We start from the raw sequence: 14,097 nt of genomic DNA, 5'->3' as shown, positions 1-14,097 counted from the left end.
CGTTGTGACGGACCCCAGCATGCCCGAGCTCACCCTCCCCATCGACGCCGAGATCCTGATGGCGCAGCCGCGTGGCTTCTGCGCCGGCGTGGACCGCGCGATCGAGATCGTCGAACGCGCGCTGGCGCTGTTCGGCGCGCCGATCTACGTGCGCCACGAGATTGTCCACAATGCCTACGTGGTGGCCGATCTGCGCAACAAGGGCGCGGTGTTCGTCGACGAACTCGACGAAGTGCCACCCGGTTCGACCGTGATCTTCAGCGCGCATGGCGTGTCGAAGGAAGTGCGCGCAGACGCCACCGCGCGTGGCCTGACCGTGTTCGACGCCACCTGCCCGCTGGTGACCAAGGTGCACGTCGAGGTAGGCAAGATGCGCGCCGAAGGCTGCGAGATCATCATGATCGGCCACAAGGGGCACCCCGAGGTGGAAGGCACGATGGGCCAGGCCGAGCGCGGCATGCTGCTGGTGGAGTCGGTCGAGGACGTCAACCGTCTGGCCGTGTCCGACCCGTCGCAACTGGCCTACGTCACGCAGACCACGTTGTCGGTGGACGAGACTGCCGAGATCGTGGCGGCGCTGAAGGCGCGCTTCCCGGATATCCGCGAGCCCAAGAAACAAGACATCTGCTATGCCACGCAGAACCGCCAGGACGCCGTGAAGTTCATGGCGCCGCAGGTGGAAGTGGTGATCGTGGTGGGCAGCCCGAACAGCTCGAACTCGAACCGCCTGCGCGAGCTGGCGGACCGCCTCGGCGTGCCGGCCTACATGGTCGACGATCCTGACCAGCTCAAGCCCGAGTGGGTGGCAGGCAAGCGCCGGATCGGCCTGACCGCAGGGGCCTCGGCCCCCGAAGCACTGGCCCAGGCCATCGTCGAGCGCCTGCGCACGTTCGGCGTGCGCAGCGTGCGAGCGCTGGAAGGCGTGGAAGAGAACATGTCCTTCCCGCTGCCGCGCGGCCTCGCCAGCGTGTCCGTGCAGTCCTGATCCTGCCTGTTTCCGCCTGATTGCCGGACATCGACCTGAAGCGGGTCGGTGTCCGCGCCCGTCGTTCTCCCCGTCCCGCCGCTTCTTCTTCCTTCCCCGTTTTTCGCTGTTCTGCCATCGCACCGCGCTGGTGCGTATCGTTGCGTCCGCTATTTTTGTCGCGACGTGCGCTGCCGCACTATCGGAGACATTTAAGGACTTACAAAACCGCGCCCGGCGCCATAATGCCGCAATACGTGTCTTAACACCCAGACAATATCAGGGTAATCCCCGAGGATGGGGTTTTCCCTATTATGGTGCGGCGCTACATTCTGCACATTAGAGAGGCGGCCCGGTATTTGAAATGAAATACCTAATTAATACCTGGCCATTATATGTGGCGCGGCGCAGGCTTGTGACGTGGCGCAAGCGCCTCCGGCGAGACTCGGGCACGATTCTTGTAAGCACAGGTGACGGGTCTGCCAAATGGGCGGAGATTGCCCCAATCTGTGCATTGGGGAAATTCCCTAGCGCAATTGGTGGGTAAATGGTTCAGGTTGTTGCGTCGCGTATTGCATCCGCAAAGAAAGGGGATACAATGCGCGCGTTTCAAATTGAAACTAAACAAAGGGCGGTCCAGGGAATACGTCCGGGAGGCGTAGTATTTCCCTGTTTTTGTGAATCCTAGGAGATCACTCATGCAATTCACGTTTGCCAAGATTCTGCCGATCGCGGCCGCTGTGGCGCTGGTCGCTGCATGTGGCAAGAAAGAAGAAAAGCCGGCTGATGCGGCAGCATCGGCACCTGCCGCGGCGGCACCGGCTGCAGGTGGCGGTGAAACCATCGTCAAGATCGGCCACGCGGCTCCGCTGACGGGCGGCATTGCCCACCTTGGCAAGGACAACGAAAACGGCGCGCGCCTGGCCGTGGAAGAAGTCAACAAGACCGGTCTGGAAATCGGCGGCAAGAAGATCAAGCTGGAACTGGTGGGCGAAGACGACGCCGCCGATCCGAAGACCGGCACCGCCGTGGCCCAGAAGCTGGTGGACGCGAAGGTCGTCGCCGTGGTGGGTCACCTGAACTCGGGCGTCTCGATCCCGGCTTCGAAGATCTACAGCGATGCCGGCATCGTCCAGATCTCGCCGTCGTCGACCAACCCCGACTACACCAAGCAAGGCTTCAAGACCACGTACCGCGTGGTGGCTACCGACGCCCAGCAGGGTCCGGCACTGGCCAACTACGCCGCCAAGAGCCTGGGCGCCAAGAGCGTGGCCATCGTCGACGATGCCACCGCCTACGGCAAGGGCCTGGCCGACGAGTTCGAGAAGACCGCCAAGGCTTCGGGCGTGAACGTGGTGGCACGTGAAGCCACCAACGACAAGGCCACGGACTTCAAGGCCATCCTGACCAAGATCAAGGGCAAGAAGCCGGACGTGATCATGTACGGCGGCATGGATGCCACCGGCGGTCCGTTCGCCAAGCAGGCCAAGGAACTGGGCATCACCTCGAAGATCGTGGGCGGCGACGGCGTGTGTACCGACAAGGTGGCTGAGCTGGCCGGCGATGCCGTGACCAACATCATCTGCTCGGAAGCCGGTCTGGCCCTGTCGAAGATGGAAGCCGGCGACGACTTCCAGAAGCGCTACCAGGCACGTTTCAACGCCCCGGTGCAGATCTACGCACCGTTCACGTATGACGCCGTGATGGTGGTCGTCGATGCCATGAAGCGCGCCAACTCGTCCGAGCCGGCCGCCATCCTGGCCGAAATGCCCAAGACGAACTACAAGGGCGTGATCGGCAACATCGCCTTCGACGAAAAGGGCGACATGAAGGAAGGCACCATCACGCTGTACGAGTACAAGGACAAGAAGAAGTCCGTCCTCGACGTCGTGAAGATGTAATTCCGGGCTTACCGGCCCATCCGAACGGCACCGTGAGTATTTTGCGGTGCCGTTCTTTTTAGTCTCGCCAACGGTTGACAGCATCCTTACCATGGATGGAACAGGGCGGGCAGCACACCAGCAAGTCATCACCTCTCTACCCGACCCATCCAACATTACCGTCCCACCCACGGCATCCACACCATGCCGCGCGGCCTGGGGCTGAAGCAGGAGTTTTCATGGATATCTTTATCCAGCAGATCGTGAACGGTCTGGTGCTCGGCAGCATCTATGCGCTGATCGCACTGGGCTACACCATGGTCTACGGCATTCTGGGCATCATCAATTTCGCGCACGGCGACGTGCTGATGATTGGCGCGCTGACCGCGCTGTCGGCCATCATGGGGCTGCAGAAGTTCGCGCCCGGCCTGCCCGAGTGGCTGACGCTGGTGATCGCCACGCTGATCGCCATGCCCGTCTGTGCAGTACTGTCCTTTTCGATCGAGCGGATTGCCTACCGGCCGCTGCGCAACGCGCCGCGCCTGGCCCCGCTGATCACCGCCATCGGCGTCTCCATCATCCTCCAGACGATGGGCATGCTGATCTGGTCGCGCAACCCGCTGACCTTCCCGCAGCTGCTGCCCTCGAGCCCGATCGACATCGGTTCCACGGGCGCCACCATCACCGGCAAGGAAATCGTCATCATCGGCATGGCCGTGATGGTGATGGCTGGCCTGCTGGCCCTGGTCAACCGCACCAAGCTCGGCCGCGCGATGCGCGCCACCGCCGAGAACCAGAAGGTGGCGGGCCTGATGGGCGTGAACCCCAACTTCGTGATTTCGGCCACGTTCATGATCGGCGCCGCCCTGGCGGCGCTGGCAGGCGTGATGATGGCCACCAACTACGGCAACGCGCACTTCTACATGGGCTTCATCCCCGGGCTGAAGGCGTTCACCGCCGCGGTGCTGGGCGGCATCGGCAACCTGGCCGGGGCGATGGTCGGCGGCATGCTGCTGGGCCTGATCGAAGCACTGGGCGCCGGCTACATCGGCGACCTGACCAACGGGGTGTTCGGCTCGAATTACCAGGACGTGTTCGCGTTCGTCGTGCTGATTACCGTACTTGTGTTCCGTCCGTCCGGCATCATGGGCGAACGCGTGGCCGACCGCGCCTGAGGAGAGCGAATCCATGAATACTCCGATTCCATCCACGGCCGTCGCGGCACCGTCGCGCGTGCCGGCCAAGACGCTGGCGGCCCTGCTGGGCTTCCTCGTCGTGGCGCTGTGCGCGCCATTCTTCGTCCAGACCTTCGGCGGCAACTACTGGGTGCGCGTGCTCGACTTCGCGCTGCTCTACATCATGCTGGCGCTGGGCCTGAACATCGTGGTCGGCTTTGCCGGCCTGCTGGACCTGGGCTACATCGCGTTCTACGCGGTGGGCGCCTACCTCATGGCGCTGCTCGGTTCGCCGCACCTCGCCAACCAGTTCGAGTGGATCCACCAGCTGTTCCCGAACGGGCTGCATCTGTCGATGTGGTTCGTGCTGCCCATTGCACTTGGGGTGGCGGCGCTGTTCGGCGTCATGCTGGGCGCGCCTACCCTCAAGCTACGGGGCGACTACCTGGCCATCGTGACGCTGGGCTTCGGTGAGATCGTTCGTATTTTCATGAACAACCTGGACCGCCCGGTCAACATCACCAACGGCCCCAAGGGCATCACGGCGGTAGACCCGGTGCACATCTTCGGCTTCGACTTCTCGAAATCCCACGAGATCTTCGGGCTGAAGTTCACGCCGGTGTTCATGTACTACTACCTGCTGGTGTTCCTGGTCATCGTGATCGTGTTCATCTGCCTGCGCCTGCAGAACTCGCGGATCGGCCGGGCCTGGGTGGCGATTCGTGAAGACGAGATTGCCGCCAAGGCGATGGGCATCAACACCCGTAACGTGAAGCTGCTGGCGTTCGCCATGGGCGCCTCGTTCGGTGGTGTGTCGGGTGCTGTATTCGGCGCATTCCAGGGCTTTGTCTCGCCCGAGTCGTTCACGCTGTGGGAATCGATCTACATCCTGGCCATCGTGGTGCTGGGCGGCATGGGCCATATCCCGGGCGTGATCCTGGGCGGCATCCTGCTGGTGGGCTTCCAGGAACTGCTGCGCGTGGTGGCGGAGCCGATGCAGACCGGCCTGTTCGGCCATGTCATCGTCGATGCCGAGGTGCTGCGCCAGCTGATGTTCGGCCTGGCACTGGTGGGGGTGATGCTGTATCGCCCGGCCGGCATCTGGCCGTCGCCGCGCAAGGAAGATCGCCCGGTGGTGCGCCGGGCGGGCAGCGTTGGCCGTTTCTGACCAGGAGGACATCATGAGCAACAACGAATTCCTCCTGTCCGTACAGGGGGTCAACAAGCGCTTCGGCGGCCTGCAGGCCCTGTCCGACGTGGGCCTGCAGATCCGCAAGGGCGAGATCTACGGCCTGATCGGCCCCAACGGCGCCGGCAAGACCACGTTCTTCAACGTTATCACCGGCCTGTACACGCCCGATTCCGGCGAGTTCGTGCTGGGCGGCAGCGCCTACCAGCCGACGGCCGTGCATGAAGTGGCCCGGACCGGCATTGCCCGCACGTTCCAGAACATCCGCCTGTTCGGCGAGATGACCGCGCTGGAGAACGTGATGGTGGGCCGCCACGTGCGGACCAAGGCCGGCGTGCTCGGCGCGATCTTCCGTCCGCCCTCGGTACGGCGCGAGGAAGAGGGCATCGAGGACATGGCCCACGATCTGCTGGACTACGTCGGCATCGGCAAGTACGCCAACTTCACCGCGCGCAACCTCTCCTACGGCCACCAGCGCCGCCTGGAGATTGCCCGCGCGCTGGCCACCGAGCCCAAGCTGCTGGCGCTGGACGAGCCCGCGGCCGGCATGAACGCCACCGAGAAGGTGGAGTTGCGCGGCCTGCTCGACAAGATCCGCAACGACGGCCGCACCATCCTGCTGATCGAGCACGATGTGAAGCTGGTGATGGGCCTGTGCAACCAGATGACCGTGCTGGACTACGGCAAGGTCATCGCCCAGGGCCTGCCGCAAGACGTGCAGAACAATCCCGCGGTGATCGAGGCTTACCTCGGCGCATCGGCACACTAAGGCGGGAGAGACGCGCAATGAAACAGACAGTACTGAAGATTTCCGGCCTGAAGGTCGCCTACGGCGGCATCCAGGCCGTCAAGGGCGTGGACCTGGACATCCACGACGGCGAGCTGGTGACGCTGATCGGCGCCAACGGCGCGGGCAAGACCACCACCATGAAGGCCATCACCGGCCTGCAGGGCTGGGCCGGCGGCGACGTGGAGTACATGGGCAAGTCGATCAAGGGCGTGCCCAGCTACACGCTGCTGAAGCAGGGTCTGGCGATGGTGCCGGAAGGCCGCGGCGTGTTCGCGCGCATGACCATCACCGAGAACCTGCAGATGGGCGCGTACACGCGCAACGATGACGCGGGCATCAAGCGCGATATCGACCGCATGTTCGAGACCTTCCCGCGCCTGAAGGAGCGGGCGGACCAGCTGGCCGGCACGATGTCTGGCGGCGAGCAGCAGATGCTGGCCATGGCGCGCGCGCTGATGAGCCAGCCCAAGCTGCTGCTGCTGGACGAGCCGTCGATGGGTCTCTCGCCGATCATGGTCGAGAAAATCTTCGAGGTGGTCCGCACGGTGTCCGCGCAGGGCGTGACCGTACTGCTGGTGGAGCAGAACGCGCGCCTGGCGCTGCAGGCTGCCCACCGCGGCTACGTGATGGAGTCCGGCCTGATCACCATGAGCGGCGACGCCAAGCAGATGCTGGACGACCCCAAGGTGCGCGCGGCCTACCTGGGCGAGTAAACGCCCGGCAGCATCCCGGCCAGTAAAAAAGCCTCGCGATTCGCATCGCGAGGCTTTTTTATCGACCGAAGCCGGGGATCAGGCCAGCTTCTTCAGCAGCGTGCGCAGCATGCCGATCATCTGGTCGATCTCGCCGCGCGTGACGTTCAGCGCCGGCATGAAGCGCAGCAGGCCCGGACGCGGGGCGTTCAGCAGCAGTCCTTCCGGCCCCATGTCGCGCGCTTCTTCGACGATCTGCGCGCCGATCTCCTTGTTCAGCACGAGCGCGCGCAGCAGACCTTCGCCACGCTCGCCGCCCAGGCCGAATTCGGCCGACAGCGCCAGCAGCTGCTCGCGCAGGTACTCGGCCTTGGCCTTTACCTCGTCCAGGAAGCCCGGCGCGGTCAGCTGGGCGATCACGCTGCTGCCCACCGCCGTCATCAGCGGGTTGCCGTTGTAGGTGCCGCCCTGGTCGCCGGCCTCGAAGCTGGCCACCTCGGCCTTGCAGAGCAGGGCGGAGAGCGGCACGCCGCCGCCGATGCCCTTGCCCAGCGTCATGATGTCCGGCTCCACGCCCGACAGCTCGTAGGCGAACAGCGTGCCGCAGCGGCCGCAGCCGGTCTGCACTTCATCGACGATGAACAGCAGCTTGTGCTTGTCCGCCAGCGCGCGCAGGCCCTGCATGAACTCGCGCGTGGCGGGAATCACGCCGCCTTCGCCCTGCACCGGCTCCAGCATGATGCCGACGGTCTTGTCGGTGATCAGGGCCTCCACGGAAGCCAGGTCGTTCAGCTCCGCCTTCGGGAAGCCCGGCACCTGCGGCGCGAAGATGGTGTCCCAGCCGGCCTTGCCCGACGCGCTCATGGTGGCGAGCGTGCGGCCATGGAAGCTGTGGTCCATGGTGATGATCTCGTACGCGCCGTTCTTGTGCTTGCGCCCCCACTTGCGGGCCAGCTTGATGGCGCCTTCGTTGGCCTCGGCGCCGCTGTTGGCGAAGAAGACCTTGTCGAAGCAGCTGTTGTCGGTGAGCTGCTTGGACAGCACCAGCATCGGCTCGTTGTAGAAGGCGGGGCTCGGGTTCAGCAGCTTGCGGGCCTGCTTCTCCAGCGCCTCGATCATGCCTTCGTTCGAATGGCCCAGGCTGTTCACCGCCCAGCCCTGCACGAAGTCCAGGTATCGCTTGCCGTTATGGTCCGTCAGCCAGGAGCCCTTGCCTTCGGTGAAGACCAGCTCGGGGCGGTTGGTGATGTACATCAGGGATTGGACGGGAAAATCGGCAAATGCCATGGCGGACTCCTGGGTTCGGCGAGTAAGGGGTGAGAGGATCAGACCGGCAAAAACAAAAAGCCACGGGGGTTGCCCGTGGCTTGTCGACCTGAACAGATGCGATGGACGGTCAGCCGCGAGGCACCCTGAGAGGGAGCGACGTACGTGCGCGGCGTCGGAGCATGATCGTGTTCATGTCGGCCAATATAAGGCGCATGCACCCGGGTGTCAAAACCAAATGTGGAAAGTCTGGCAGACCCGGGTGGCATTGTTGTGTCGACGGAACGGCTTGGGGGTGGTCAGGCGGCCCCGGCCGGGTGCATGTCGGCCTCGGACGTGAACGAATCGGCGAAGAACGCGTCCTCGTGCAGTTTGCACTGGGCGGTGAAGTCCGTGCGGGCCGCGTTGACCATCACCGGGGCGCCGCAGGCGTAGACCTCGTGGCCGGACAGGTCCGGATGATCGTCGATCACGGCCTGGTGCACGAAGCCGGTGCGGCCAGCCCAGTTGTCGTCGGGCTGGGCGTTGGAGATCACCGGCACGTACTGGAAGTTCGGCAGGTCGCGCGCCCACTGCTCGCACAGCGTGTGCATGTAGAGGTCGGCCGGGCGGCGGCCGCCCCAGTACAGCGTCATCTTGCGGTCGATGCCGGTATAGGCGGCATGCTCGACGATGGCCTTGATCGGCGCGAAACCCGTGCCGGAGGCCAGCAGGATGATCGGCTTGTCCGAGTCCTCGCGCAGGAAGAAGCTGCCCAGCGGGCCTTCGAAGCGCAGGATGTCGCGCTCCTTCATGGCCGGGGCGCCTTCCTTGGCACCGAACACGTAGTCGGTGAACGCGCCGCCGGGCATATGGCGGATGTGCAGCTCGATCGGGCCTTCCTCGTGCGGCGGCGTGGCGATGGAGTAGCTGCGGCGCTTGCCGTCCCGCAGCAGGAATTCCACGTACTGGCCGGCCAGGTACTGCATGCGCTCGGTGGCGGGCAGTTGCAGGCGGATGGCGATGACGTCGTCCGCCAGGCGCTCCAGCGTGCTCACGCGGCAGGGAATCTTCTTGATGGGGATGTCACCGGCGCCGTGTACTTCGCGGCACTCGATGGTGATATCCGAAGTGGCGTTGGCGCAGCAGAACAGCGCGCGGCCTTCGGTCTTTTCCTGGGCCGTCAGGGCCGAGGCGGCATGGTCGCCCTGGACGAAGCTGCCTTCGACCACACGGCCCTTGCAGGAGCCACAGGCGCCGTTCTTGCAGCCGTAGGGCAGGCCGATGCTGTGGCGCAGGGCCGCGCCGAGGATGGTTTCATCGGCAGCCACCTCGAACTTGTGGCCGCTGGGCATGACGGTTACTTGATAAGCCATAATCAGGTCTATGAGCCAAATTCTGTCGCCGCATGCGGCATTGTCTTACTCCCGGGCGGGTCGCCGCCTGGGCCGTCCGCGCCTGCTGATCGTCGGCTGCGGTGATGTCGGTTCGCGGGTGCTGCGCCTGCTGGCGACGCGCATGCGCGTGTTCGCCGTGACGTCGCAGCCTGCCCGGCGGGCCGAGTTGCGCGCCGCGGGCGCGGTGCCGCTGGTGGCCGATCTGGACCGGCCTGCCACGCTGGCAAGGCTGCGTGGACTGGCGGACCGGGTCATCGACCTGGCCCCGCCGCCCGCGCAGGGGAATGGCGATCCGCGCACACGTGCCTTGCTGGCTGCGTTGCGCCGTACGGCATGGCGCCGCGCCCGGTCGGGGCGCATGGCTGCCCACGCCGCCAGCGAGGCCGCCATTCTACCCGAGCGAGGCTGGCACCGCGCGTTTGAGGCGGCGGCCCGGCATCAGTCCGCCGGAGCCTTTGTCTATGCCAGCACGACTGGCGTCTATGGCGATCGGGGCGGCGCCCGCGTCCAGGAATTCGACACCGTGCGGCCGAAGACGCCCCGGGCGCGCCGCCGCGTGGCGGCCGAGTCCGCCGTGCGCCAGTTCGGGCGCGACGCAGGCTGGCGCGCCAGCATCGTCCGCATTCCCGGCATCTACGCGGCGGACCGCCTGCCTGTAGCCCGCCTGCACAAGGGCACGCCGGCGCTGGCGCCGCAGGACGACGTCTACACCAGCCATATCCACGCCGACGACCTCGCCCGCACCATGATCGCGGCGCTCTGGCGCGGCCGGCCCCAGCGCGTGGTGCACGCCAGCGACGACACCGAGCTGCGCATGGCCGATTACTTCGACCTCGTGGCAGACCGCCGTGGCCTGCCCCGGCCCCCGCGCATCACCCGCGAGCAAGCGCGCGAGGTGATCGAACCGGCACTGCTGAGCTTCATGAGCGAATCGCGCCGGCTCGACAACGGCCGGCTCAAGCGCGAGTTGCGGCTGCGGCTGCGCTATCCCACCGTCACGGACTTCTTCGACGCCTGACTGGGCTCTGACCCAGCCTGCGGCTCCCCTGGCACACCGCTTGCGATCCCTATCGCCGCGGTGCTGCTGTCTATACAGGACTGTGCACAATCACCCCATAACGGTGCGATTCAAGGCGTATTCGGCGCTTTTTATAGGGCCTCGCCTAGTGCAAACCCCGCGTTGACTTGTATAGACAGGCATTGCACCATTGCCCGACCACAAAGGAGCCGACAGCATGACCCTGCATCGCCGCGCAACGCTCGCCGCCATCGCCCTCGCATCCCTCGTCACCACGCTCGCCGTCCCGGCCCACGCGCAGAACACGCCCGTGACCCTCGGCATGAGTGGCTGGACCGGCTTCGCCCCGCTCACGCTCGCCGACAAGGCCGGCATCTTCAAGAAGAACGGCGTGGACGTGGATATCAAGATGATTCCGCAGAAGGACCGTCACCTGGCGCTGGCCTCGGGCGCGATCCAGTGCGCGGCCACCACGGTGGAGACCCACGTGGCCTGGAATGCCAACGGCGTGCCGATCACGCAGATCGTGCAATTAGACAAGTCTTATGGCGCGGACGGCCTGGCCGTGCGCGGGGATGTGAAGTCCTTCGCGGACCTCAAGGGCAAGACCATCGGCGTGGATGCGCCGGGCACCGCGCCGTACTTCGGCCTGGCGTGGATGCTCAAGAAGAACGGCATGACGCTCAAGGACGTGAAGCTGACCACGCTGTCCCCGCAGGCCGCGGCGCAGGCTTTCGTGGCCGGGCAGAACGATGGCGCGATGACCTACGAGCCGTATCTGTCGACGGTGCGCGCCAATCCGGACAAGGGCAAGATCCTCGCCACCACGCTCGACTACCCGATGGTCACCGACACCCTCGGCTGCGCGCCGAAATGGCTCAAGGACAATCCCAAGGCCGCCCAGGCGCTGGTGGACAGCTACTTCGAGGCGCTTGAGATGATCCGCAAGGATCCGGCCAAGTCGAACGAGATCATGGGTGCGGCGGTCAAGCAGACCGGCGAGCAGTTCGCCAAGTCGTCGGCCTACCTGCGCTGGCAGGACAAGGACGCCAATCGCACCTTCTTCGCGGGCGAGCTGGCCAGCTTCAGCAAGGAGGCCGCGGCCGTGCTGCTCGATATCGGCGTGATCCGCCAGGCGCCGGACGTGACCACGCTCTATGACGCCCGATTCCTCAAGTAAGCCGGAGGCCGCCGTGAGCCAGATTTCCCAGGTTTCCACGCCCGTGGCGCGCATGCCCGCACCGGCGAACGGTGCAAGCGGCGATGACAGCACCGCCGCCGCGCGCCGCCGCCATCCGTGGCTGTCGCCGCTGGTGCCGGTGGGCGGCCACGCGCGCTGGCTGCTCGGCCTGTCGTTCTTCGCGGTCTTCTTCGCGGTGTGGGCGGCGGTCACGCTGGGCGGCTTCGTGCCGCGCACCTTCCTGGCCGACCCGCTGACCATGGCGCGCGAAGGCGTGGTCCTGTTCACGCAATACAACTTCCTCGGCGACATCGGCATGACGGTGTGGCGCGTGGTCGGCGGCTTCTTGCTGGCCGCCGTGCTGGCCGTACCGCTCGGCATCTTCATGGGCGCGTACAAGGCGGCGGAAGCGTTCTTCGAGCCCTTTGTCTCGTTCTGCCGCTACCTGCCGGCCTCGGCCTTTATCCCGCTGCTGATCCTCTGGGCCGGCATCGGCGAGACGCAGAAGCTGCTGGTGATCTTCATCGGCTCGTTCTTTCAGATTGTGCTGATGGTGGCGGTGACGGTGGGCGGGGCGCGCAAGGATCTGGTGGAGGCCGCCTACACGCTCGGCGCTACGCCGCGCGGCATCGTGCGGCGCGTGCTGATTCCGGGCGCGGCGCCGGAGATTGCCGAAATCCTGCGGCTGGTGCTGGGCTGGGCCTGGACCTATGTGATCGTGGCGGAGCTGATCGGCTCGTCGTCCGGCATCGGCCACATGATCACGGACAGCCAGGCGCTGCTCAACACCGGGCAGATCATCTTCGGGATCATCGTTATCGGCTGCATCGGGCTGGTGTCCGATCTCGTCTTCAAGCTGGCCAACCAGCGCCTGTTTCCGTGGAGTTCGATCAAATGAGCGCGCTGTCGATCCAGCAGGTTTCTCGTACTTTTTCGAATCCGCGCGGTGGCGTCACCCAGGCGCTGCTGCCGGTGGACTTCGATGTGCGCGATAACGACTTCGTCACCATCCTTGGCCCGTCAGGCTGCGGCAAGTCCACGCTGCTGCGCATCGTGGCAGGGCTGGACACGCCCTCGGGCGGGCGCGTGCTGCTCGACGGCCAGCCGGTGGCCGGGCCGGGCGCCGATCGCGGCATGGTGTTCCAGTCGTACACGCTCTTTCCGTGGCTGACCATCGAGCAGAACGTGCGCTTCGGCTTGCGTGAGCGCGGCATGAGCGCGGCGGACCAGAAGGAGCGGAGCGACTATTTCATGGCCCGCGTGGGGCTGCGCGGCTTCGAGCACCACTACCCGAAGCAGCTCTCGGGCGGCATGCAGCAGCGCACGGCGATTGCCCGCGCGTTGGCCAACGACCCCAAGATCCTGCTGCTCGACGAGCCCTTCGGCGCGCTGGACAACCAGACCCGCGTGCTGATGCAGGAGCTGCTGCTCGGCATCTGGGAGTCCGCGCGCAAAACGGTATTATTCGTCACGCACGATATCGACGAGGCCATCTTCATGGCCAACCGCGTGGCGGTGTTTTCCGCCAGACCGGGTCGGATCAAGAGCGAGATCGCGGTGGATTTCCCCCATCCGCGCCATTACACGATCAAGACTTCGCCCGAGTTCTCCGCGCTGAAGGCGCGGCTGACCGAGGAAATTCGTGCCGAGGCCATGGCCGCGGCCGAGCACTGACCGCCATGAATCACCCCGCTGCCGGCCCCATCCCGACCAACCCCTCCACGCCTTCGGCGCCCTCCGCGCTCTATCAGCAGGTGAAGGAGTACATCGCCCGCCAGATCCAGAGCGGCGCATGGCAGCCGGGCGACCGCGTGCCGTCGGAGCAGGAGCTGGTGACCCGGTTCTCGGTGTCGCGCATGACCGTCAACCGGGCGCTGCGCGAGCTGTCCGAGCAGGGCAGGGTGGTGCGCGTGGCCGGCGTGGGCACCTTCGTGGCGGAGCACAAGCCGCAATCGACGCTGCTCTCCGTGGTCAACTTGCAGGACGAGATCCGCATGCGCGGCCATGACTATGCGTGCGATGTGATCCTGGTGGAGCGCGTTTCGGCGTCGATCGAGGTGGCGGCGGCGCTCGAGCTGCGCACCGGCGAGTCGGTCTATCACTCGGTCTGCGTGCATCGCGAGGACGGCGTCCCGGTGCAGCTGGAAGACCGCTACGTCAATCCGCGCGTGGCGCCGGACTTCATCACCCAGGATTTCCGCGATACGCAGCCGGGCGAATACCTGCTGCGCAACGTGCCTTACGACCAGGTGGAACACGTGGTCGATGCGATTGCCGCTACCCCCGAGCAGGCCGCGCAACTGGAAATGCCGCCGACCCAACCGTGCCTGCTCCTGACGCGGCGCACCTGGACGAGTGGCGTGCCGGTCACGTTCGTGCGCTGCCTGCATCCGGGCAACCGCTATCGCCTCGGCAGCCGCTTCCGCGCCGACGGCAATCCGGCCTTCGGCTAAAACTGAGTAGCTGGGGCCAGTTAGTACTGGCCTTCGGCCCCCATTTTCGACTAACCTGTATAGACAGGCTCATACAACTGATTTTAGAACGCGGTTGAGCCGATTCTCAAAAGA

At 65.4% G+C, this 14,097-nt stretch carries 13 protein-coding genes; 11 read left to right on the top strand and 2 right to left on the bottom strand.

The window, feature by feature from the left end; all coding sequences use genetic code 11:
- Positions 1-19 precede the first annotated feature (19 nt).
- The 6 genes from ispH (at position 20) to BM115_RS24990 (ending at position 6,711) form a co-directional block, all read left to right on the top strand.
- Positions 20-985: a 4-hydroxy-3-methylbut-2-enyl diphosphate reductase gene (gene ispH / locus BM115_RS25015; protein ID WP_177220010.1), complete on the top strand. Its 966-nt coding sequence runs from the start codon at positions 20-22 to the stop codon at positions 983-985.
- A gap of 677 nt (positions 986-1,662) precedes the next feature.
- Positions 1,663-2,865: a branched-chain amino acid ABC transporter substrate-binding protein gene (locus tag BM115_RS25010; protein ID WP_092300936.1), complete on the top strand. Its 1,203-nt coding sequence runs from the start codon at positions 1,663-1,665 to the stop codon at positions 2,863-2,865.
- A 218-nt stretch (positions 2,866-3,083) separates the two neighbouring features.
- Positions 3,084-4,019: a branched-chain amino acid ABC transporter permease gene (locus BM115_RS25005; RefSeq protein ID WP_092300933.1), complete on the top strand. Its 936-nt coding sequence runs from the start codon at positions 3,084-3,086 to the stop codon at positions 4,017-4,019.
- A 13-nt stretch (positions 4,020-4,032) separates the two neighbouring features.
- Complete coding sequence (locus BM115_RS25000; RefSeq protein ID WP_092300930.1) at positions 4,033-5,187, top strand: ABC transporter permease subunit; 1,155 nt, start codon at positions 4,033-4,035, stop codon at positions 5,185-5,187.
- 13 nt (positions 5,188-5,200) lie between these two features.
- Positions 5,201-5,977 carry an ABC transporter ATP-binding protein gene (locus BM115_RS24995; RefSeq protein WP_092300927.1) on the top strand — a complete coding sequence of 259 codons (777 nt, stop codon included), beginning with the start codon at positions 5,201-5,203 and terminating at the stop codon, positions 5,975-5,977.
- Positions 5,978-5,994: 17 nt separating this feature from the next.
- On the top strand, positions 5,995-6,711 hold the full coding sequence (locus tag BM115_RS24990) for an ABC transporter ATP-binding protein (RefSeq protein WP_092300924.1): 717 nt from the start codon (positions 5,995-5,997) through the stop codon (positions 6,709-6,711).
- A gap of 78 nt (positions 6,712-6,789) precedes the next feature.
- Here the strand turns inward: BM115_RS24990 and BM115_RS24985 are convergent, their stop codons facing one another.
- Both BM115_RS24985 and BM115_RS24980 read right to left on the bottom strand, forming a co-directional pair.
- A complete protein-coding gene (locus BM115_RS24985; RefSeq protein WP_092300921.1) occupies positions 6,790-7,977 on the bottom strand; it encodes an acetylornithine transaminase in 1,188 nt (395 codons plus the stop codon).
- A gap of 278 nt (positions 7,978-8,255) precedes the next feature.
- Positions 8,256-9,311 carry a CDP-6-deoxy-delta-3,4-glucoseen reductase gene (locus tag BM115_RS24980; RefSeq protein ID WP_092300918.1) on the bottom strand — a complete coding sequence of 352 codons (1,056 nt, stop codon included), beginning with the start codon at positions 9,309-9,311 and terminating at the stop codon, positions 8,256-8,258.
- 10 nt (positions 9,312-9,321) lie between these two features.
- Between BM115_RS24980 and BM115_RS24975 the strand changes: the two genes are divergently transcribed.
- The 5 genes from BM115_RS24975 to hutC all read left to right on the top strand — a co-directional run bounded on the left by BM115_RS24975 (position 9,322) and on the right by hutC (position 13,983).
- Positions 9,322-10,350 (top strand): NAD-dependent epimerase/dehydratase family protein, encoded by a 1,029-nt coding sequence (locus BM115_RS24975; protein ID WP_092300915.1) that lies wholly within the window; start codon positions 9,322-9,324, stop codon positions 10,348-10,350.
- Positions 10,351-10,567: 217 nt separating this feature from the next.
- A complete protein-coding gene (locus BM115_RS24970; protein WP_092300912.1) occupies positions 10,568-11,530 on the top strand; it encodes an ABC transporter substrate-binding protein in 963 nt (320 codons plus the stop codon).
- A gap of 52 nt (positions 11,531-11,582) precedes the next feature.
- Positions 11,583-12,428 carry an ABC transporter permease gene (locus tag BM115_RS24965; protein WP_092301058.1) on the top strand — a complete coding sequence of 282 codons (846 nt, stop codon included), beginning with the start codon at positions 11,583-11,585 and terminating at the stop codon, positions 12,426-12,428.
- A complete protein-coding gene (locus tag BM115_RS24960; protein ID WP_092300909.1) occupies positions 12,425-13,204 on the top strand; it encodes an ABC transporter ATP-binding protein in 780 nt (259 codons plus the stop codon). The genes BM115_RS24965 and BM115_RS24960 overlap by 4 nt, the downstream gene beginning before the upstream one ends.
- A gap of 5 nt (positions 13,205-13,209) precedes the next feature.
- A complete protein-coding gene (gene hutC, locus BM115_RS24955; RefSeq protein WP_092300906.1) occupies positions 13,210-13,983 on the top strand; it encodes a histidine utilization repressor in 774 nt (257 codons plus the stop codon).
- Positions 13,984-14,097: the final 114 nt, after the last annotated feature.

Origin of the sequence: Cupriavidus sp. OV096 (assembly GCF_900115455.1) — a bacterium.
Classification (GTDB): Bacteria; Pseudomonadota; Gammaproteobacteria; order Burkholderiales; family Burkholderiaceae; genus Cupriavidus.
Note: the sequence above shows the minus strand (reverse complement) of the source record. Positions and strands in the feature narration are given on the sequence as shown.